The organism is Pseudodesulfovibrio hydrargyri (assembly GCF_001874525.1).
In the GTDB taxonomy this organism is placed as follows: domain Bacteria; phylum Desulfobacterota; class Desulfovibrionia; order Desulfovibrionales; family Desulfovibrionaceae; genus Pseudodesulfovibrio; species Pseudodesulfovibrio hydrargyri.
This window is the reverse complement of record NZ_LKAQ01000004.1, coordinates 1,411,171-1,429,386: the sequence shown is the minus strand read 5'-3', so window position 1 is coordinate 1,429,386 and position 18,216 is coordinate 1,411,171. Positions and strand designations below refer to the sequence as shown.

17 protein-coding genes are annotated in these 18,216 nt (G+C 64.9%); 10 read left to right on the top strand and 7 right to left on the bottom strand.

All coding sequences use genetic code 11. The annotated features are described in order from the left end of the window. Nucleotides 1-625: 625 nt before the first annotated feature. The 3 genes from BerOc1_RS19290 to BerOc1_RS19535 all read left to right on the top strand — a co-directional run bounded on the left by BerOc1_RS19290 (nt 626) and on the right by BerOc1_RS19535 (nt 2,372). Entirely contained in the window at nt 626-790 is a 165-nt protein-coding gene (locus BerOc1_RS19290; RefSeq protein WP_242652961.1) for a hypothetical protein, read from the top strand. A gap of 21 nt (nt 791-811) precedes the next feature. After that, nucleotides 812-1,822: an RHS repeat-associated core domain-containing protein gene (locus BerOc1_RS11075; protein WP_242652959.1), complete on the top strand. Its 1,011-nt coding sequence runs from the start codon at nt 812-814 to the stop codon at nt 1,820-1,822. Nucleotides 1,823-2,243: 421 nt separating this feature from the next. Continuing rightward, nucleotides 2,244-2,372, top strand: coding sequence for an RHS repeat-associated core domain-containing protein (locus tag BerOc1_RS19535; RefSeq protein WP_504109388.1), 129 nt, complete (start codon nt 2,244-2,246; stop codon nt 2,370-2,372). 75 nt (nt 2,373-2,447) lie between these two features. Here BerOc1_RS19535 and BerOc1_RS11070 read toward each other — a convergent pair whose 3' ends face one another. Next, complete coding sequence (locus BerOc1_RS11070) at nt 2,448-3,833, bottom strand: protein kinase domain-containing protein (RefSeq protein ID WP_071545763.1); 1,386 nt, start codon at nt 3,831-3,833, stop codon at nt 2,448-2,450. 397 nt (nt 3,834-4,230) lie between these two features. On the opposite strand from BerOc1_RS11070, the gene BerOc1_RS11065 reads away from it, so the two are divergent. Next, a complete protein-coding gene (locus BerOc1_RS11065; protein WP_071545762.1) occupies nt 4,231-4,995 on the top strand; it encodes an SPOR domain-containing protein in 765 nt (254 codons plus the stop codon). 64 nt (nt 4,996-5,059) lie between these two features. Here the strand turns inward: BerOc1_RS11065 and BerOc1_RS11060 are convergent, their stop codons facing one another. Together BerOc1_RS11060 and BerOc1_RS11055 are read right to left on the bottom strand one after the other, a co-directional pair. Continuing rightward, nucleotides 5,060-5,344 (bottom strand): integration host factor subunit alpha, encoded by a 285-nt coding sequence (locus tag BerOc1_RS11060; protein ID WP_071545761.1) that lies wholly within the window; start codon nt 5,342-5,344, stop codon nt 5,060-5,062. A 30-nt stretch (nt 5,345-5,374) separates the two neighbouring features. Further along, entirely contained in the window at nt 5,375-5,800 is a 426-nt protein-coding gene (locus BerOc1_RS11055) for an HIT family protein (RefSeq protein WP_207503307.1), read from the bottom strand. Between the two features lie 675 nt (nt 5,801-6,475). Between BerOc1_RS11055 and BerOc1_RS11045 the strand changes: the two genes are divergently transcribed. Genes BerOc1_RS11045 through BerOc1_RS11035 form a run of 3 tightly spaced genes read left to right on the top strand, consistent with a single transcriptional unit; the run spans nt 6,476 to nt 8,887 of the window. Next, complete coding sequence (locus BerOc1_RS11045) at nt 6,476-7,402, top strand: ACP S-malonyltransferase (RefSeq protein ID WP_071545760.1); 927 nt, start codon at nt 6,476-6,478, stop codon at nt 7,400-7,402. 4 nt (nt 7,403-7,406) lie between these two features. Next, nucleotides 7,407-8,216 (top strand): shikimate dehydrogenase, encoded by an 810-nt coding sequence (gene aroE, locus BerOc1_RS11040; protein ID WP_071545759.1) that lies wholly within the window; start codon nt 7,407-7,409, stop codon nt 8,214-8,216. 26 nt (nt 8,217-8,242) lie between these two features. Beyond that, nucleotides 8,243-8,887: a peptidylprolyl isomerase gene (locus BerOc1_RS11035; RefSeq protein ID WP_071545758.1), complete on the top strand. Its 645-nt coding sequence runs from the start codon at nt 8,243-8,245 to the stop codon at nt 8,885-8,887. A 9-nt stretch (nt 8,888-8,896) separates the two neighbouring features. Here BerOc1_RS11035 and BerOc1_RS11030 read toward each other — a convergent pair whose 3' ends face one another. Together BerOc1_RS11030 and BerOc1_RS11025 are read right to left on the bottom strand one after the other, a co-directional pair. Beyond that, nucleotides 8,897-9,766: an HDOD domain-containing protein gene (locus BerOc1_RS11030; protein ID WP_071545757.1), complete on the bottom strand. Its 870-nt coding sequence runs from the start codon at nt 9,764-9,766 to the stop codon at nt 8,897-8,899. Then, nucleotides 9,763-10,242, bottom strand: coding sequence for a chemotaxis protein CheD (locus BerOc1_RS11025; RefSeq protein ID WP_071545756.1), 480 nt, complete (start codon nt 10,240-10,242; stop codon nt 9,763-9,765). The genes BerOc1_RS11030 and BerOc1_RS11025 overlap by 4 nt, the downstream gene beginning before the upstream one ends. 87 nt (nt 10,243-10,329) lie before the next feature. On the opposite strand from BerOc1_RS11025, the gene BerOc1_RS11020 reads away from it, so the two are divergent. Both BerOc1_RS11020 and BerOc1_RS11015 read left to right on the top strand, forming a co-directional pair. Beyond that, nucleotides 10,330-11,067, top strand: a complete 738-nt coding sequence (locus tag BerOc1_RS11020; RefSeq protein ID WP_071545755.1) for a metallophosphoesterase family protein — start codon at nt 10,330-10,332, stop codon at nt 11,065-11,067. A gap of 151 nt (nt 11,068-11,218) precedes the next feature. Beyond that, entirely contained in the window at nt 11,219-13,000 is a 1,782-nt protein-coding gene (locus BerOc1_RS11015) for an N-acetylmuramoyl-L-alanine amidase (RefSeq protein ID WP_071545754.1), read from the top strand. Between the two features lie 257 nt (nt 13,001-13,257). Here the strand turns inward: BerOc1_RS11015 and BerOc1_RS11010 are convergent, their stop codons facing one another. Together BerOc1_RS11010 and BerOc1_RS11005 are read right to left on the bottom strand one after the other, a co-directional pair. Then, nucleotides 13,258-14,064 (bottom strand): tetratricopeptide repeat protein, encoded by an 807-nt coding sequence (locus tag BerOc1_RS11010; RefSeq protein ID WP_084641399.1) that lies wholly within the window; start codon nt 14,062-14,064, stop codon nt 13,258-13,260. Between the two features lie 336 nt (nt 14,065-14,400). Next, nucleotides 14,401-17,265 (bottom strand): DEAD/DEAH box helicase, encoded by a 2,865-nt coding sequence (locus BerOc1_RS11005; RefSeq protein WP_443197720.1) that lies wholly within the window; start codon nt 17,263-17,265, stop codon nt 14,401-14,403. A 149-nt stretch (nt 17,266-17,414) separates the two neighbouring features. Here BerOc1_RS11005 and BerOc1_RS11000 point away from each other — a divergent pair, with 149 nt between their 5' ends. After that, nucleotides 17,415-18,014 (top strand): HD-GYP domain-containing protein, encoded by a 600-nt coding sequence (locus BerOc1_RS11000; protein WP_071545751.1) that lies wholly within the window; start codon nt 17,415-17,417, stop codon nt 18,012-18,014. Nucleotides 18,015-18,216 lie beyond the last annotated feature (202 nt).

Below are 18,216 nucleotides of genomic sequence, written 5' to 3'. Positions count from 1 at the left end.
TGATCGTTTCTTCGCCTCGCCCGCGTGTCACGGGCCGCAACCCACTGGAATGTCGAATCATGGCGGAGACCGCCGTTGACACGTTATCATCTATATAAAGCAAAAGCCAACCGCCCCTCTTTTTAGGTGAACGGTCACAAACCACCCGGTGAACGGCAAGGGGTGGTGCGGGGGGACAGGGGCGGCTTGCGATAGCGGGCCATCTGCACATTTTCCGAGGGCCCGCCTGATCCTCACGTACAGGGAGTACGCTGCGGTCAGGCGGGCCCTCGAAAAATGCACAGCTGCCCCACTCTCCCAAGCCTATCCATAGCGCGGTAGGAGATCCGCTGTCGGGTGCTGCGCACCCGAGTCGCTCCAGGGAAGAAGGGGTATTCCCGAATCCGCACGGCCCTGCCGAAGGCACACAAAAAGCTTTGAAGGGGAGTCCAGAGGGGAAACTTTCTCGAAAGTTTCCCCTCTGGCCGCCGGAGGCATTGTCTTCCCCTGTCAAGTTGCTTTTTTATGCGCATCGGGTGCTTTTGGGCGTCATTCTTCGACAAAACAGGGTGTTGGCGAAAACCGGGGGTATGCTGGTTTGGATTCCCGGGGACGGGCCTCGGGAACGAAACCAACGGAGGTCGCCGTGACAGCACCTTATCTTTGCCAACTGAGGCGCGGCCCGGACGGGCGCATTGTGGAGAAAACCGAGACGGTCAGGGGGCGCAAGTCCACCTGGGCCTATGCGTTTGACGACGGCGGGCGGCTGGCCGAGGCCAAGCTGGACGGGCGGCTGATCTGTCAGTGCTAGTACGGCCGCGAGGGGCGTAGGGTGCGGGATTATCTGCCCGCCACGGCCGGGGCGAATTATCGCGACTACCAATACACCCCGGACAACCGGCTGATGCGCGCGGGGGGCGGGCAGTATTCGCACGATGAGCGCGGGTTCCGGTCCATCTGGTCGGACAAGGGCGTGTACACCTTGTACGAATACAGCCCGGACTACCGGCTGCTCAAGGCCGAGGAAGAGGACCGGGACAAGGTCTTCACCTTTGCCCACGACGAGGACGATCAGCGGGTGGCCAAGTACAGGAACGGCGAACTCGTGGAGGCCTACCAGTGGCTCGACTTCGTGCGCCTGGCCGCGTTCTATGACGGACAACACCAATACGAGTTCGCCTACCGCGACGGCGAGCGCACGCCCTTTGCCATGCGCCGCGACGACGGTGAGGTGGCCGGGCTGTTCTACGACCAGGTCGGTCCCCTGCGCGTTGTTGCCGACGTGGACGACAACGTGATAAAGGAAGTGCTGTACGACCCGTTCGGCGGCATCATCGAGGACACCAACCCGGACCTGCGCCTGCCCGTCGGCTTCGCGGGCGGCCTGCACGACCGGGACCTGGGCTTTGTCCGCTTCGGCTGGCGGGACCACGACGTCAGGACAGGCCGATGGACCGCCCCGGACCCCATCGGGGACAAGGGAGGCGACCCGGATTGGTACGGGTATTGTTTGGATGATCCGGTGAATGGGGTTGATCCGCTGGGGTTGGAAGCAAGAAAAGGTGCTGGACGCAGGATAGCTACGAGCAGTGCGGTCGGTGTTGGCTTGGGTGCTTGGCGGGGTAGTACCTTTGGTTTGCCGGGAACGATTGCAGGAGCGATTATGGGGGGAACCTCCGGCTTATTACGGGGAACAATAAATGAATATCCACCGTTACGAGAATTCATAGATGAAACAAAAAAGAAAACGATTCATGAACTTACGGATGGGAGTGCTGAACGGATGATGAGAACGAGGTGGAAAGACTTCGATCCCAAGGAATACACGCAAACCGACAAATAGAATTCCCAAGGACGGTGAGGCAACTCACCGTCCAACAAAGGATTGCAAATGACAAGATGCCCCAACTGCAACTCGCCGGATATTGTGGAACACCGTAAAAAGAAGGAAGGATTGCTCCTCCTTCTTGCCGCATCGATTGTTCTTTTGATCGACTTGATCGCAGGCACAGTGTCCATTTTCCTTTATGCGATAATTGCAATCACTTGTGCTTATTATTTTTTTAGTAAAGGACGGTTTTATTACACTTGTAAAAAATGCATGTCCGAATTCCATGACTTAAAATAATTAATACACCACTACAAGAATACACCAACATTCGATTGATACATCCATTACTGCGGCACCTCGGTTTCCGACAGTTGCTATATTGAAAATTTGAGCATCCCCTGTTGAGCCTGTTCAATAAAACACCAACCCGGGCCTGCGCCTGCCCATCGGCTTCGCGGGCGGCCTGCACGACCGGGACCTGGGCTTTGTCCGCTTCGGCTGGCGCGACTACGATGTCCGAACCGGCCGATGGACCGGGCCAGTCCCCGCGAAGCGGCGATAAAAAGCTTTGAAGGGGAGTCCAGGGGGGAAACTTTCTCGAAAGTTTCCCCCCTGGCCGCCGGAGGCACTCCCTCCCCTACCCGGCCACGGCGCGGGCGAAGAAGCGACAGGTCAGGTCCTGCCACCAGACGAAGCCGAGCTCGGCGTCCACGTACCAGGCGGCGGTAAAGGCCTTGCGGTCGGCGGACCAGAGGCGGGCCTTTTGCGGGTCAAAGGCGGATTCGAAGCAGAATTCGCCGGGCTCGGTGCGGCCGGTGAAGAGCGTGGTCAACTCGGCCACGGTGGGCAGCCGCCAGTCGGCGCGGCCTGCGTACCCGTTTTTGTTCAGGCGGGCGACGTGACTGTTCGCGCGCTCCCAGGTCAGCGGATAGCGGGAGCCGTGACGCTCCCAGACCAACCCCCGGGTCCGCTCAACGACCGTGCCGTCACCCTGGTCCACGAACTCGCCGTGGGCATAGCACTCGGGCCGCCACAACTCATCCAGGCCGAAGGCCGCGCGCCCCTGCTTGAGCCCGGCTTTGAGCGGCTTGGACCGGGGAGGCGGGCAGGTTTTCAGGGGTTCGGGCTCGGCCAGGAGGTCCGGGGCCGCGCAGGCGGCGTCACGCCGCTTGCGCCAGCGGGCTTCAAGCTCGTCCAGGGCCGCAAGCATGGCCGGGCCGTCCGGGAACCGGGCCGCCGGGTCGCGGGCCAGGGCCGTGGCAAAAAAGTCGTCCCAACCTCGATCCAGGTCGGCGTGGACCTCGCGGATGGGAGCCACGCCCTTGCCGCCCGGCGTCCCGTCCGGCAAGCAACCGGTAAGCATGCGGTACAGGGTCACGCCCACGGAATAGAGGTCCGAGCGCTCGTCGGCCGACTCCGGGTCCGCCTCCTGCTCGGGCGCGGCGTAGTACGGCGAGCCCACGACCATGCCCTTGTGGTGGGCGGTGCGCTCGCCGCGCAGCTTGGACAGGCCGAAGTCGATGAGCTTGACCGTGCCCGGCCCGCCCTGGTCCTCGGCGAGCATGACGTTGAACGGCTTGACGTCACGATGGATGATGCCCTCGTAGTGCAGGCGGTCCAGGCCGCCGATCATGCCGCGCGCGATGGACAGGGAGGTCTCCACCCCGAGGAGCCGGGATTTGCGCTCCACCTCGTAGGTCTCGCCCATGAGCACCCCGAGGTTGCCGCAGAAATATTCCATGGTGAAATGCGGGGGCACGGCGGGGCAGTCCGCACAGTCGCCCCCGCCGCCCGCGTCGAGCACGGCGGCCACGTTGGGGTGGCTGATCGAGGCCATGGCCGAGGCCTCCTTGAAGAACATCTCGCGAAGGGCGTCCCGGCCGAGCAGGTCGTCCATGATCTCGGCGGGCCTGAGGACCTTGAGGGCCACGATGCGCCCGGTCACGGGCATGGCCGCCTTGTACACCGCACCCATGCCGCCCCGGCCGAGCAGGCCACGTATCTCGTACCGTCCGATTCGCATGGATGCACGGTAGCCCAAGGCGGCGGCCCGCGTCCATCCCGCGTTTGACGCCGGGCGGGTTGTCCGCCATAGAGGTGGCATGGGCGATGTGGACCGGCCTGTCCTGAAGGGGCGGGAACCGGAGTCCCCGCCCCTGACCGGGATGGGGCCCGGGGCCGATCCCCGGACTTCCCGGACAGCTTACACCCTGTTTTCGGCAAAACGGGGTTTCGGGAATGAATGGCGGGAAAAAACAACCGATTGGCATAAAAAAACAACTTGACGGAGTCGGCCGCGCCCCACCCCGGCAGAGCACGAAAATCCGGGCGTCCGGCGGCTTGCCAAGGCCGATTATGACGTATACTTTAGACATATTCTAGACAGATACGCCACAGAGATAGAACAGGGGGAGCTACCCATGAAGAAAACCATACTGGCCCTGGCGGTGCTGACCGCGGCCGCCCTCGTCCTCGGCGGCTGCTTCCGCAAACACATCGAATCCGCGCCGCCGGTGCGGCAACCGGCCAAACAGGCCGAGACCGCCCCGCCGCCCGTTATCGAGGAGACCTACGTGGTGGGCGATGAAAAGCCGCTGGACGAGCCCATCGACGAGGTCTACGAGGTGGACGCGGCCAAGCAGGCCGGCACCAAGCCCCCTGCCGTGGGCGAGGACGACCTGGCCGAGGAGCCGCTGCCCGACGCGGACCAGCTCAAGCGCGAGGCCGAGGCCGCCGCTGCCCAGGGAACGCCCCCGGCCGTGGAACCGCCCGCGCAGCAGGCCGTGGAGCCGACGGTGAAAGCCGACGCGAAACCGGCCGCGAGCACGGTGGCCGAACCGGCACCGGTGCGAACGCCGACCAACCCGGAGGACGAGATCGTCGGCATCGGGGACGTGGCGGGAACGGACGGCGCAACACGGGCCGACACCCCGGCCGCGACACCGGCCGTGGCCGCGGGCGGCCCGTATTATGTTCAGGTGGGCGCGTTCTCGGATGAAAAGAATGCAAACAGAGCCCTGCAGCGTCTCATTGCGGACGGCTACAAGGGCTCTGTGATGGTCAAGACCGACGAGGGGCTGTTCCGGGTGCAGGCGGGCTCGTTCCCGGACGAGGCAACGGCCGGAGCCGCCCTGGATAAACTGAGGACGGACTACCCCAAGGGGTTTGTGCTGAAGAAGCCGTAAGTCCGGCGGCAAACCGAACTTCAGGGCCGGGTGTCGTCATTCGGCCCTTTTTCGCGTCTTCGGCCTAGGGATTCAGCTCGGCGCGGAACTTGCGGGACAACCGGAACACGACCACCTTGCGCGGGGGCAGGGTGATGGTCTGGGTCGTCTGCGGGTTGCGGCCCTTGCGGGCGCGCTTGTCATACGCCTCGAACTTGCCGAAACCGGAGATCAGCAGGGCGTGGTCCTTCTTGATGGACTTCTTCATGATCTCAAGGATGGTCTCCACCAGGTCCTTGATCTCGGCGCGGTTTTTGTCGGTGCGTTCGTAGATGTAGTCCACGATTCCGGCTTTGGTGAGAGTGCTCATCGATTGCCTCCAAAAAAGGTTTTCAATAACTTACTTCAGCAATCCCGCGATAGTGGCCGCGAGTTTCTGCATGTGGTCCGGGGTTTCGTAGGACGACTGGGCCCACAGTTTCAGGCCGTCGTCCGCAAACCTCGGTATGAGATGAAAATGCGCGTGATGAACCAGTTGTCCGGCTGCCTCGTAGTTGTTCTGCATGAGGTTGAGCCCGTCGGCGCCGGTGGCCTCCATGACGGCTCCGCCCACGGCGGACAGGGCCTTGAAGAGGTCGTTGCCGAGCGCCGGGGGGATGTCCATGAGCGTCGGATGATGGTCCTTGGGCAGCACCAGGGCATGGCCCGGATGCACGGGCGCGATGTCCAGAAAGGCCAGGACCGTGTCCGATTCAAAGACCTTGGCGCAGGGAATTTCCCCGGCCACGATCTTGCAAAAGATACACTCGGAATCCGCAATCGGCATTCGTCTTTTCCCTCCGTCGGAACCGAATTCCAAGCGTTTCAAGCGCATGGAATCCACGGCCTTGCGATGACAGTTTTTGACCGTTACTCGTATTCATACTAGGGATATCCAGTTAAATCAAGTCAGTTCGTCCAATTTCCTGAAAACCCCCGCCCGGCAAGGGTTGCCGAGAAGTCTAGATATAGTCTGAAAAATCGGACAGTTGACATAACCCAGGCAATTGAAATCGTTGTTTAACTCAATTGTGAAACAATTTCAGACCGTTGTGTGACCGACTGAGAAAAGCCCCGACATTGCGGACAAATACGGCGAACCAGGGGAAAAGAATCAGGTTTTCGGACGGGCCGGGACACCCACCACGGTCAGGCCGGGGACCACGTCGCCCAGGACCACCGCGCCAGCCCCGGCCACGGCACCGCCGCCGATGATCACTATCTTCATGAAAACCTCCTTGAGGCCGCCCACCCGGACGAAAGGCCTGGGATTCCGGTGCGGTGGTCGTGCATGGTCATGCCATGAGTCCTACCCGCTTTGCTTTTTCAGTGTCAACCGCAGGCCCGCTTTCCTGTGCCCGCGCTTGACGTGCCGTCGCGCCGCGCGGTATCCCGTTGCCACCGAAATCAGACACCATCACGCGGCCGGGACCGCCCGCCCGTGCATCTCAAGGAGCTATTCATGACCAAGACCGGCATTCTCTTCCCCGGACAAGGATCCCAGGAAAAGGGCATGGGCCGCGACGTGGCCGAGGCGGATTCCGCCGCCCTGGACCTCTGGAAGCTGGCCGAGCGAGAGTCCGGCCTGGCCCTGCGCGAAATCTACTGGGACGGGGAACCGGCCGACATGGCCGACACCCGGGCCCTGCAGCCCGCCCTGACCGTGGTCAACCTGACCCTGTGGCTGGCCGCCAGGGACAGGCTGGCCCCCTCGGCCACGGCCGGGCATTCCCTGGGCGAGTTCGCCTCCCTGGGCGCGTCCGGGATTCTCGGCGTGGAGGACTGCGTCCGGGCCGTGACCCTGCGCGGGCGGCTCATGGCCGACTGCGGCGGCGCGGGCCACGGCATGGCCGCCGTGGTCAAGCTGGCCCAGGACCAGGTCGAGGAGGTCGTGGCCCAGGCCGTGAAGCAGTCCGGCAAGGAACTGCGCATCGCCAACTACAACACCCCGGCCCAGTTCGTCATCTCGGGCGAGGCCGAGGCGTTGGACGCGGCGGAAACCCTGGTCAAGGCGGCCAAGGGGCGGGCCATCCGGCTGGCCGTGTCCGGGGCGTTCCACTCCCCGCTGATCAAGGAGGCCGCCGACGAGTTCGCCGCCTTCCTGGACACCCTTGCCTGGAAGGCCCCCGCCTTCCCGGTCTTCCACAACGCAACCGCCCTGCCCGAGCCCGACGCGGCGTCGATCAAGGCGGTCATGCAGCGTCAGATGACCTCGTCGGTCCTGTGGATCCAGACCATGCGGGCCATGTGGGGAGCCGGGGTGCGCGAATTCATCGAGATCGGGCCCAAGGGCGTGCTCTTCAAGATGCTCAAGGCCAACCTCGGCTCCGAAGAGGAGAAGTGGTCCGGGCTGAACATCGGCAGCCTCGAGCAGGCCGGGGAGCTGTAGGCCCGTGCCCCGCGCCTACGGCATCATCGGCTGGCCGCTGGGCCACACCATGTCCCCGGCCCTGCACAACTGGGGATTCGCCGAACTCGGCCTGGACGCGCGCTACGAGGCCTGGCCGCTGGAGCCGGAGGATCTGCCCGCGTTCATGGAGCGCGTGCGCACCGAACCGATCCACGGGCTGTCCGTGACCATCCCGCACAAGCGGGCGGTCATGGCCCATCTGGACCGCATATCCGACCGGGCCCTGGCCATCGGCGCGGTCAACACCGTCCACTGGGACGGCGACACCCTGTGCGGCGAGAACACCGACGTCATCGGCGTGGTCGCCCCCCTGCGTTCGCTCGATCCCCTGCCGCGCTCGGCCATGGTGCTCGGCGCGGGCGGCGCGGCCCGCGCGGCCGTGGCCGGTTTTTTGGAGCTGGGCATCCCGCGCGTGGCCGTGTCCAACCGCACCCAGTCCAAGGGCGAGGGGCTGGCCGCGGACTTCGGGGTGGCCTGCGTCCCCTGGGACGAGCGCATGGACGGCGGCTGGGAGCTGGTCTGCAACACCACGCCGCTGGGCATGTCCGGCGACATGCAGGAACTGACCCCGTGGGACGCGGACCGCTTCGAAGATGGTGCGGTGGCCTACGATATAGTATACAACCCGCTTGAAACCCGATTCCTGGCCGAGGCCGGGGCCGCCGGGTGCCGCACCGTCTCGGGACTCGAGATGTTCCTGCACCAGGGGCTGGCCCAGTTCAGGCTGTGGACCGGGCGGGACATGGACGAGGCCGGGGCGAGACGACTGCTCCTCGCGGCCCTCCGGTCATAAGACAACCCAATACAAGGACTATTCCCATGAAATACTTCCGTCTCCGGTTCACTCCCCTGCTGCTGGCCTGCTCCCTGATCCTGGCCCTTTCCGCCCGTCCGGCCCAGGCCGGGCCCGACCCCGTGGTCGTCATGGAGACCTCCATGGGCCGGATCATGATCATGCTCTCCACCAAGGACGCGCCCAAGACCGTGGCCAACTTCCTCAAATATGTGAACGCCGGGTTCTACGACAACACCGTCTTCCACCGGGTCGTCAAGCAGGGCCGGGGCGAAAAGGGCATGGCCGTGGTCCAGGGCGGGGGCTACACCTTCCCGATCAACCGCAAGCGCCCGCTGTTTCCGCCCATCCCCAACGAGGCGGGCACCGGGCTGATGAACGAGAAGGGAACCATCGCCATGGCCCGGGCCGACGCCCCGGACTCGGCCACCTGCGAGTTCTTCTTCAACGTCAAGGACAACCCGGTCCTGGATTTCAGCCGATCCTCCTCGCAGACCGGCGCGGGCTCCTATTCGCAGCAGACCACCGCCGGATACTGCGCCTTCGGCAAGATCATCCGGGGCATGGACGTGGTCGAGAAGATCAGCGAGGTCCAGACCGCCCGGGCTGGCCGCATGGAAGACGTGCCGGTCAATCCGGTGTTCCTCAAGAAGGCCTACGTGGCCCGGTAGGGAGGATCCCTACAGGTTGCAGAAGTCGTCGGAGCATTCGAGAAACAGGTCCCACAGGGACTGCAGCTCGACCACCACTTCGGCCGAGACCCTGTCCAGGATCGCGGACGTGACGCCCAGCCGCTCGACCACCGAGGGCGAGACCTCGTAATTGAGGCCGTCCGCGCCGAGCCCCACGCCGATCATCTTGGCCAGCACGTTGCCCACGTGGACCAGGTCCAGGACCACGTCCCGGCCCTCGTATTCGTCCGGGCGCAGGTGGTGGCAGACCACCCTGGTCAGGGCGTCGGGCAGCCCCCAGCGCTCGAGCACGATGCCGCCCAATTCCGCGTGGTTGATGCCGAGCATGCGATCCTCGGCCCGGTCGAAGGCCATGCCCTCGTCAAAGACCATATGCAGGATCTGGCGCAGGTCCACCTGGACGTACGCCCCGAGCAGGAGCTTGCCGATGCCGGACAGCAGCCCGGCGGTGTAGACGTGTCCGGGCGCATCCAGCTTGAGCGCGGCGGCCAGCTCGCGGGAGGCGATGGCCACGGTGGTGGAATGCTGCAGGAACTGGCTCGGGGCCTGATCGTAGCCCGCGATGACGTGGACATAGTAGGGGGCCACGCCCGTGGAGATGAAGAAACGCAGGACCTCGGGCGACCTGAGCACGTCCAGGGCCTCGCGCGCGGTCAGCACAGGGCGGTCCGAGGCCAGGTCCGAGGCGTTGACCACCTTGAGCAGGTTGGCGGTCAGGCCGGGGTCGTGCTCGATGATCCGCGACAGCCGGGCGAGGTCGGTTTCCGGCCCGTCCAGCAGGGCCCCGGCCTTGCGTACGCAGGTCGGCATGGCCACTACCTTCTCGCAGGCCAGCAGGATTTCGTCTCGTCGGCTCATAGGTCGCTCTCTTTCCCCAATGACCTTACTACCACACGACCGGTATCCAGGTACAGAAAGAGTGTCCGGGGAATCGTGCCGCCCACGTCCTTGGCCGTCAGCAGCCTGCCGTTGCGCTCCAGCAGCTTCATCAGCGCGTTGAAATTGCGCACGCCGGTGTCGAAGATGCGGTCCTTGCGCATGTTCGCCCCGCCGGCCGCCTTGAAGACCAGCCGGTTCTTGTCGGCCCCGAGGTCCACCAGACGGCGCACGGTCATGGCCACCCCGGTGTTCACGAACATGAACGGGTTGGCCCGCGCCTTTTCCTTGGCAGCGGCGGCCGTGGGCAGCAGACAGTGGACCATGCCGCCGATCCGCGCCTTGGGGTCGTAGACCGTGACCCCGAGACAGGAGCCCAGGGAATAGGTGACGATGACGTCTCCGGGATTGGTGGACAGCTTCATGTCCGATATGCCGACAACGTGCGTATTGTTCATTTCCGGCCCTCATATATCGGCAAGGCCGTAGAGTAAAGAACATCCGCACCCTTGCCTTCGGGCCCTGTTTTGCGGATAGTGGGTCCCATGAAAAGTCAAGAGCCTCTGGCCGTTCTGGCCGACATCCACGGCAACGCGGCCGCGCTCAAGGCCGTTCTGGCCCATGCGAAAGCGCACGGGCTGACCCGCTTCGTCAACCTAGGCGACACCTTCTACGGCCCCCTGGACCCGGCCGGAACCTGGGCGGTGCTTGCGAAACACCCCATGCCGACCGTGCTCGGCAACCAGGACCGCATCCTCCTGGACGACGCGCCCCCGCCCGCGGTGGACGCGGTGCGCGGCCTGCTCGGCCCCGCCCCCCTGGCCTGGCTGGCCGGGCTGCCCGGAACCCTGCGCCTCGAACCGGATATCCTGCTCTGCCATGGCACGCCCAAGGACGACGCCGCCTACCTGCTCGAGGACGTGGCCACCGGCCTGCCCGCCCCGCGCGAGCCGGGCGCCGTCCTGGCCGACCTCCTGCCCGAGGCGGAGGGATGCACCCTGGTCCTGGCCGGGCACAGCCACCACGCCGGACTGGCCCTGGCCGGCGGCATGACCGTGATCAACCCGGGCAGCGTGGGACTGCCCGCCTACAATGACGACGACCCGCCCCACGCCATGGCCAGCGGTTCACCCCGGGCCGCCTACGCCGTGGTCTCGCGCACGGCCTCGGGCTGGGACGCGGAGTTCGTCGAGGTGGACTACGACTGGGAATCCGCCGCCGCCCTGGCTCGCGAAAACGGGCGCGGGGACTGGGCCCGGTGGCTGTCCACCGGCCTGGCCTGACCCGGTCGGCCGGGCATTCAGGGGCCTTTGCTTTTTTTCTGGACTTTTTTTAGAATCTTCGGAAAAATGCGGACTTAATGAACCTGCCGGACATGCGCCTGCGGGAAGGCGATGCCGGGCGGGCCAGACCCGAGCCCCGGTCCGATATGCCATGAAGCAGCTTTACGCCGCCAAAATACGTCTGCTGTCCGCCTTGGCGCTTTGCGCCCTTGCGGCCCTTTTGCTATGTCCTTCCCCGGCCCTCGCCGCGTCGGCCAAATCCTATTTCACCGTGGGGCACTCCGAGTTCCATTCCCTGGCCAAGGATTCGCGCAGGGCCAAATACCGCTCCAACTGGCAGAAGGTGGAGAAGAGCTTCTCCCTCTGCCTCAAGGCCTCGCCCAACGGGCCCTACGCGCCCAAGGCCCTGTATTACATAGGCCGGGTATACGAGGAACTGGGGGCCCGCTCCGGGCTCAAGTCCGACTTCCGCCGGGCCGTGGACTACTACGGCCGGGTCCTGTCCCGGTATCCGCGCCACGGCTGGGCCGACGACTGCCTGTACCGCCGGGCCGACATCTACGACAGAAGGCTCAAGGAAACCGCCAACGCCCGGCACGATCTGGCGGCCATCATCGTCGACTACCCGCGCTCGGACATGCGCGACAAGGCCGAGGTCGCCCTGAAGCGGCTGGGCAACTACGACGCCTCCATCAGGGAGGCCTCGGGCGGCGCCGCCCCGGCCCCGAACAAGCCCGCACCGGTCCGCCAGCAGGCCGTGACCGCCAAGCTCAAGGACCCCGCCGGACTGGCCCACCTGGACGTGGTCCGGTACACCTCCAGCGACGAATACACCCGCGTGGTCCTGGAACTCGACGCCCAGGTCAAGTACCGCTACCAGGTGCTCGGCCCCAACCCCAAGGTGAACCGCCCGCACCGGCTGTACATCGACCTGCAGGACTCCCGCCTGGGCCACGACGTGACCGCGGCCACCACCGTATCCGACGGCATATTGCGGTCCATCCGCACCGGCCAGTATTCCAAGGACACCACCCGCGTGGTCCTCGATTTCCTGAACATGCAGGACTACAAGATCTTCCCCCTGCAGAACCCCTACCGCATCGTCATCGACGTGTACGCGCCGGACGGCAAGACGCCCGCCCCGACAACCGTGGCCAAGGCCGAACCCGAGCACAAGACCCCGGCGAACTCGGACTACCGCCCGCCCAAGGGCAGCAAGCAGATGGCCGGAAGCCTCCTGGAGCAGCTCGGCCTGACCGTGCGCACGATCATGATCGACGCCGGGCACGGTGGAAAGGACCCCGGGGCCATGGCTCACGGCCTGCGCGAAAAGGACATCAACCTGAAGTTCGCCAAGCTGGTCGGCGGCAAGCTCCGGGACAAGGGATTCAACATCATCTATACCCGCAGCACGGATGTGTTCATCCCGCTGGAGAAGCGCACGGCCATGGCCAACGCCCAGAAGGCGGACCTGTTCCTGTCCATCCACTGCAACGCCAACCGCAGCAGCAAGGTCAGCGGGCTGGAGACATACAGCCTGAACCTGGCCAAGACCGACGCGGCCGTGCGCATCGCGGCCCGCGAAAACGCCGTGGACCCGCGCGCCATCTCGGACCTGCAGTTCATCCTGACCGACCTGATGGTCAACTCCAAGATCAAGGAGTCCCGCGACCTGGCCGGAGACGTGCAGGCCAGCACCATCAAGCGGGTGCGCAAGGCCTACCCCCTGAACAACAAGGGCACCCGCGAGGCCCCGTTCTACGTGCTCATGGGCGCGAAGATGCCCTCCATCCTGGTGGAGATCGGCTACATCACCAACAGCACCGAATCCAAGCGGCTGCGCTCGGACAAGTACCTCGACCACCTGTCCGACGGCATTGTCGAAGGCATACTCACCTACAAAAGCCAGATTGAACGGTATGCGATGAATTAGCCGGCTTGCGATAGCGCATCCGCACATTTCCGGGGGATGCTCCTAAGCAGAACGCTCGCAATCAGGCCTATCGATCGACTTCCGGTAAGCAATCCATCCACAGAGCCGCGCGCTCCTCTCTTCAACAGGCCAGACCGCCGCTTTCCATTCAGGCTTGAGAGAGTGGGCAGTTGGGCATTTTCTCCTGGTGGGCTTTCACCGCAACGTAGCCTTCCACATGAGGATGAAAGCCCATCAGGGAAAAGTGAGATGGCCCGCTACCGCAAACCGCTCTGGGCTTGAAGCCAGACATTGGCGCGATGGGCCGCCTCGTTCATTTCCTCTTTCGTCATGTGCTCGACGATCTGGTTGAGGCGTTGTTCGGCCCGGGGGTGGCCCTTGGTCCCGGCGATGGCGAACCACTTGCATGCCTCGACCCGGTCCGGGGGCTGGTTTATGCCCCGGATAAGCAGTTCGCCCAGGGCCACCTGGGCCTCGGTGAAGCCCTGGTCCGCCGAGAGTTCGAGCCAGCGACGGCCCTCGGGGACGTCTTGGGGGACCAGGCTGCCGGTCAGACAGAGGGTGGCCAGGTTGTATTGGCTGCGGGCGTCGCCGCTCTGAGCGGCCTTACGGGTCCAGCGCAGGAACTCGGCCGCGTTGCGCTCCACCCCGTCGCCCTGGCCATAGGCGTAGGCCATGTAGGCCTGGGCCTGGGGCTGGCCCTGGTCGGCCGCGGCCCGAAGCAGGGCCAATCCCCCGGCCGCATCCCGCTCCACGCCCAACCCCGCGAGATAGAACCGTCCGAGGATGTTTTGGGCGTCGGCATTGCCCTGGTCCGCGGCCCGTTGCAGCCAGCGCGCGGCCTCGGCCGGGTCGTGGCTGCCGAAGTCGCCCTCGAAATACTTGCGCGCCAGGATCAACTGGGCCTCGGCATCCCCGGACCGGGCCGCGGCCTTCAATTCGTGCTCGACCTCGGGAAGAGCCGAATGCTGGACGCCCGCCAGGAGCAGGTAGGCAAAGAAGAGAAACTGGAACAACCGCTTGAACATGGGCACCACCTCTGTGTTGGGACACAGTTCCGTCATACCCGGTCTAATACGGCAAAGCGCACGCTGTCAAAAAATAGAGCCTGAAATCGCCGTCCAGCCTTGGCTCGGCCGCAAACGCCCCTCCCGCCTTGGAGCGCCTTTGCCGCCGTCGGCGGCAAACAACGTCTCTCCGCGATAGGCTTTTTTACATGGAAGAACCGGCGGCCCGCTCAGGCTTTCGAGAGTGCTGCATATGTGCATTTTCTCCCGGCCGGGGCAACCGCAGCGTGCCTCATTGCTCGGTCTTAGAGACGACTACAGCAGCGATAGCCGTCTACGTGAGGATTGGCCCGGCCGGGAAAAATGTGCGGATGCGCCGCTCTCGGAAGCCGCCTACCAATCAACGGGCAGCTTCACCTTCTGGGAGGCCTTGTTGGTGAAGAAGATGTGGCCATGCTCGCGGCCGAACAGATAGACGTCCCGGGTCACGGCCACGTCCTGACGGCAGTATTCGGTGATCAGGTCCAGCCGCCCTTCCTTCCACCACTTGAGCGCCATCAGGCCGTCGGCGGACTTGCCCGCGCCGAGCGTGGCCGAGGCGATGTTGTCGAGCTTGACCCGGTAGCCCAGCCGGTTGTTGACCTCCACCAGCAGGTCGAGATTGGGCAGGGAGCGGAACCCGAAGGGGTGCAGGCCGCCGAGCACCGCGTAGTCGAACTTCACGTGGTTGAAGCCGATGACCAGGTCGAACTTTTGCAGGTGCGCCACCAGTCCGTCCATGTCGTCCTGCTCGTAGTCGAACATGGCCTCCTCGGCCGAGTCCCACAGGCAGGCGATGGACACGCCCATGCGGTCGGCGCGGTTCCAGCCGCCGACCTCGTCGGCGGAGTAGCGGGTCTCGATGTCCAGGACGCCGTATCGCTTGGGCGCGGGCCGCTTCACGTCGATGCCGGGGAGCGTGTTCACGTCGATTTCCTTTGGAGTGATGGATTGGGGGTCGCCCGAGCGGATGGATTCCAGCACGAACAGGGCGGCCCGTTTGTCGATGGGCCGGTTGCCCGACCCGCACTTGGGCGAATGCACGCAGGACGGACAGCCCAGCTCGCACGGGCAGTCCCGGATGGTTGAAAGCGTGGTCTCGATGAGTTCGTCGGCCCGTTCGAAGGCCTGGCGGGTCAACCCCGCGCCGCCGGGCATGCCGTCGTAGATGAACACGGCCGGGCCCTCCACCTGGGGGTGCATGGGCGTGGAGATGCCGCCCAGGTCGTTGCGGTCGGTCATGACCAGCAGCGGGAGCATGCCGATGGCCGCGTGCTCGAAGGCGTGGATGCCGCCCATGAAGTGGAGGAATTCCTCCTCGCAGCGCCGCCGGATGTCGTGGCCGATTTCGAACCAGATGGCCTCGGTCTCGAAGACCTGGGGCGGCAGGTCGAGCGGCACGATGCCGAGCAGCTTGCCGCCGCGAACGGAGCGTTTCTCGTACCCGGTGATCTGGTCCGTGACCTTGACCCGCCCGAAATAAACCCGCGTGCCGAAGCTCGCCTTCTGGCCGAGCACTTCCAGTATCTCGGTGTCCTTGGACCCGCGCGGTTTGGTGTAGTATCCCACGCGCTGGGCCACGGCATGCACCGCGTTGGTCGAAAGATCCATGTCCCGGATGACGAAGGTCCGCCCCCGGTGCAGATAGACCGCGCCCGGATGGGTCTCGCGAAAGGCCCGGTACTGGTCGATGGTGCCTATCACCGGCGCTTTTTCATCACTCAGGGAGTTGTCCTCGATGTGCATCTGGCTGCCCGCCCCGCGCAGGTCCACGTCACGGTGCGGCCGTTTGCGGTGGGTGACGATCTCGGTCGGATGCCCGGGCAGGTCCGGCTCCACTTCGAAGAGGTGCCCGGCCGCGACCATCTGCTCCACCCGCAGGGCCACCGGCTCCTCGGCCAGGAACGGCTCGCCGCGCCGCAGGGTCAATTCGGCGGCCGCGCAGACCAGGTGCCGGTCCATGACCACCGGATTGAACGGATTGAGCATGGCCGACTCGGGCGGACGGGCGAAGAAGTCGTCCGGGTTGCGCATGAAATACTGGTCCAGGGCGTCCTCCTGGGCGATGAGCGCCACCGCCGAATCCCGCTGGCTGCGGCCCACGCGTCCGCCCCGCTGCAGGGTGGCCATGATCGAGCCCGGGTAGCCGACCATGATGCAGACATCCAGGCCGCCGATGTCGATGCCCAGCTCGAGCGCCGAGGTGGAGATGACCGCCAGCAGCTCGCCGTCGGCCATGCGAGCCTCGATCTCGCGCCGTTCCTCGGGCAAAAACCCGGCCCGGTAGGCAGAAATGCGGCTCTTGAACTCCCCGCTCTTCTCGGCCGCCCAGATGGAGATCAGCTCGGTCATCTTGCGCGACTGGCAGTAGACGATGGTCCGCAACCCCCTGGCCAACGCCGCCCGGAGCAGGGAAATGGCCGCCCCGGACGGGCTGCCGTCCGGGTTGACGAAGACCATGTGCCGCCCGCCCCGCGCGGCCCCGGATTCGAGAATAGGATGCGCGTCGAGCCCGGTGAGCATCTTGCATAATTCCGCCGGATTGCCGATAGTGGCCGAGCAGAAGACGAAGGTCGGACTGGCCCCGTAGTAGCGGCACAGCCGCATCAGCCTGCGGAAGACCATGGCCATGTGTCCGCCCATGACGCCCCGGTAGGTATGCACCTCGTCAACCACGATATGGGTCAGCCCGGACAGGAACTCGGCCCAGCCCGCATGGTGCGGAAGCATGGACAGGTGGACCATCTCCGGGTTGGACAGGATCACGTTGGGCGGCGAGTTGCGGATCTTCTTGCGAAAATGGGGCGAGGTGTCGCCGTCGTAGATGGCCGCCGTGGGCCTGCGGTCCTCGCGCCCGTCCAGCGGCAGGAGCGCGGCCAGCTCGTTGAACCCCTTGAGCTGGTCCTGGGCCAGGGCCTTGAGCGGAAAGAGATAGAGCGCCTTGGACTCGGGGTCGGCCAGGATCTGCTCCATCACGGGCAGGTTGTAGGTCAGGGTCTTGCCGCTGGCCGTGGGCGTGGCCACGACCACGTGCCTGCCCGCCCGGACATAGTCCACGGCCTCGGCCTGGTGGTCGTAGAGCCGGTCGATGCCGAGCAGGGAGAGAGCGCTCCGCAGGGCGGCGGGCCACGGCCTGCGCGGCTCGCCGAAACGGGCGTCCGCGCCCTCGACAACTCGATGGTGGGCTATCTGGTGGGCCATGCGCTCGGAATCGAGCATGGCCGAGACGTATTCAAGGACAGGGCTTTCCACGCCTGAATCCTACTTCGGGCGGACGGGCGAGGCAAGCCGCGAAATATAATTGCACCCGGTCCGGGGCCCGCCACATACTCGCCCCAGACAAAATTGTTCAAACCTCGGAGCGTGCCATGTCACCCGAAACCTGTTCCGCAGAAATACTGGCCAGCCTGATCGAGATCGCCCGCGCCGCCGAGGCGCGCACCGAATCCACAGCTTTCCACTCCGAAAAGGTCGCCCGCGTGGCCCACGGCATCGCCAAGGCTTTGGACCGGCCCAAGAACATCCTGGAACGGCTGCTGATCGTCGGCAGGCTGCACAATATCGGCCTGGTCGGCACCAGCGACGCGGTGCTGCGCAAGACCGGCAAGCTCAGCCCCCAGGAGTTCAAGCACATCCAGGAACACACGCGCCTGGGCGCGGCCCTGCTCGCGCCCATCCCGGCCCTGGCCGACGTGGCCGAAGTCTGCCTGTCCCACCACGAACGGTGGGACGGCTCGGGCTACCCCAACGGCCTGGCCGGATCTGAAATCCCCCGTCTGGCCCGGCTCATCTCCGTGGCCGATACCTACTGCGCCATGATCTCCGAACGCCCGCACCGGGACTCCCTGCCCCGGGCCGTGGCCGCCGAAGTCATCGCCGAGGAACGCGACAAACAGCTCTGCCCCGAATGCGTGGACGGATTCCTGACCTGGTACAAAAAAACCGACGGCCGAATCGATTTATTTTAGGAATGCCTCCGGCGGCCAGAGGGGAAACTTTTGAAAAAGTTTCCCCTCTGGACTCCCCTTCAAAACTTTTTGGCGCCGCTTCGCGGGGTGCGAACGCGGTCAGACGGGCTTCTTTGCAAGGTCTCGCTTCGCACGCAAGTCTTGCCGTGTTAGACGCACGCCCTTCCTTATCCCGCCACACGCGCGAATGCGCATACAAAAA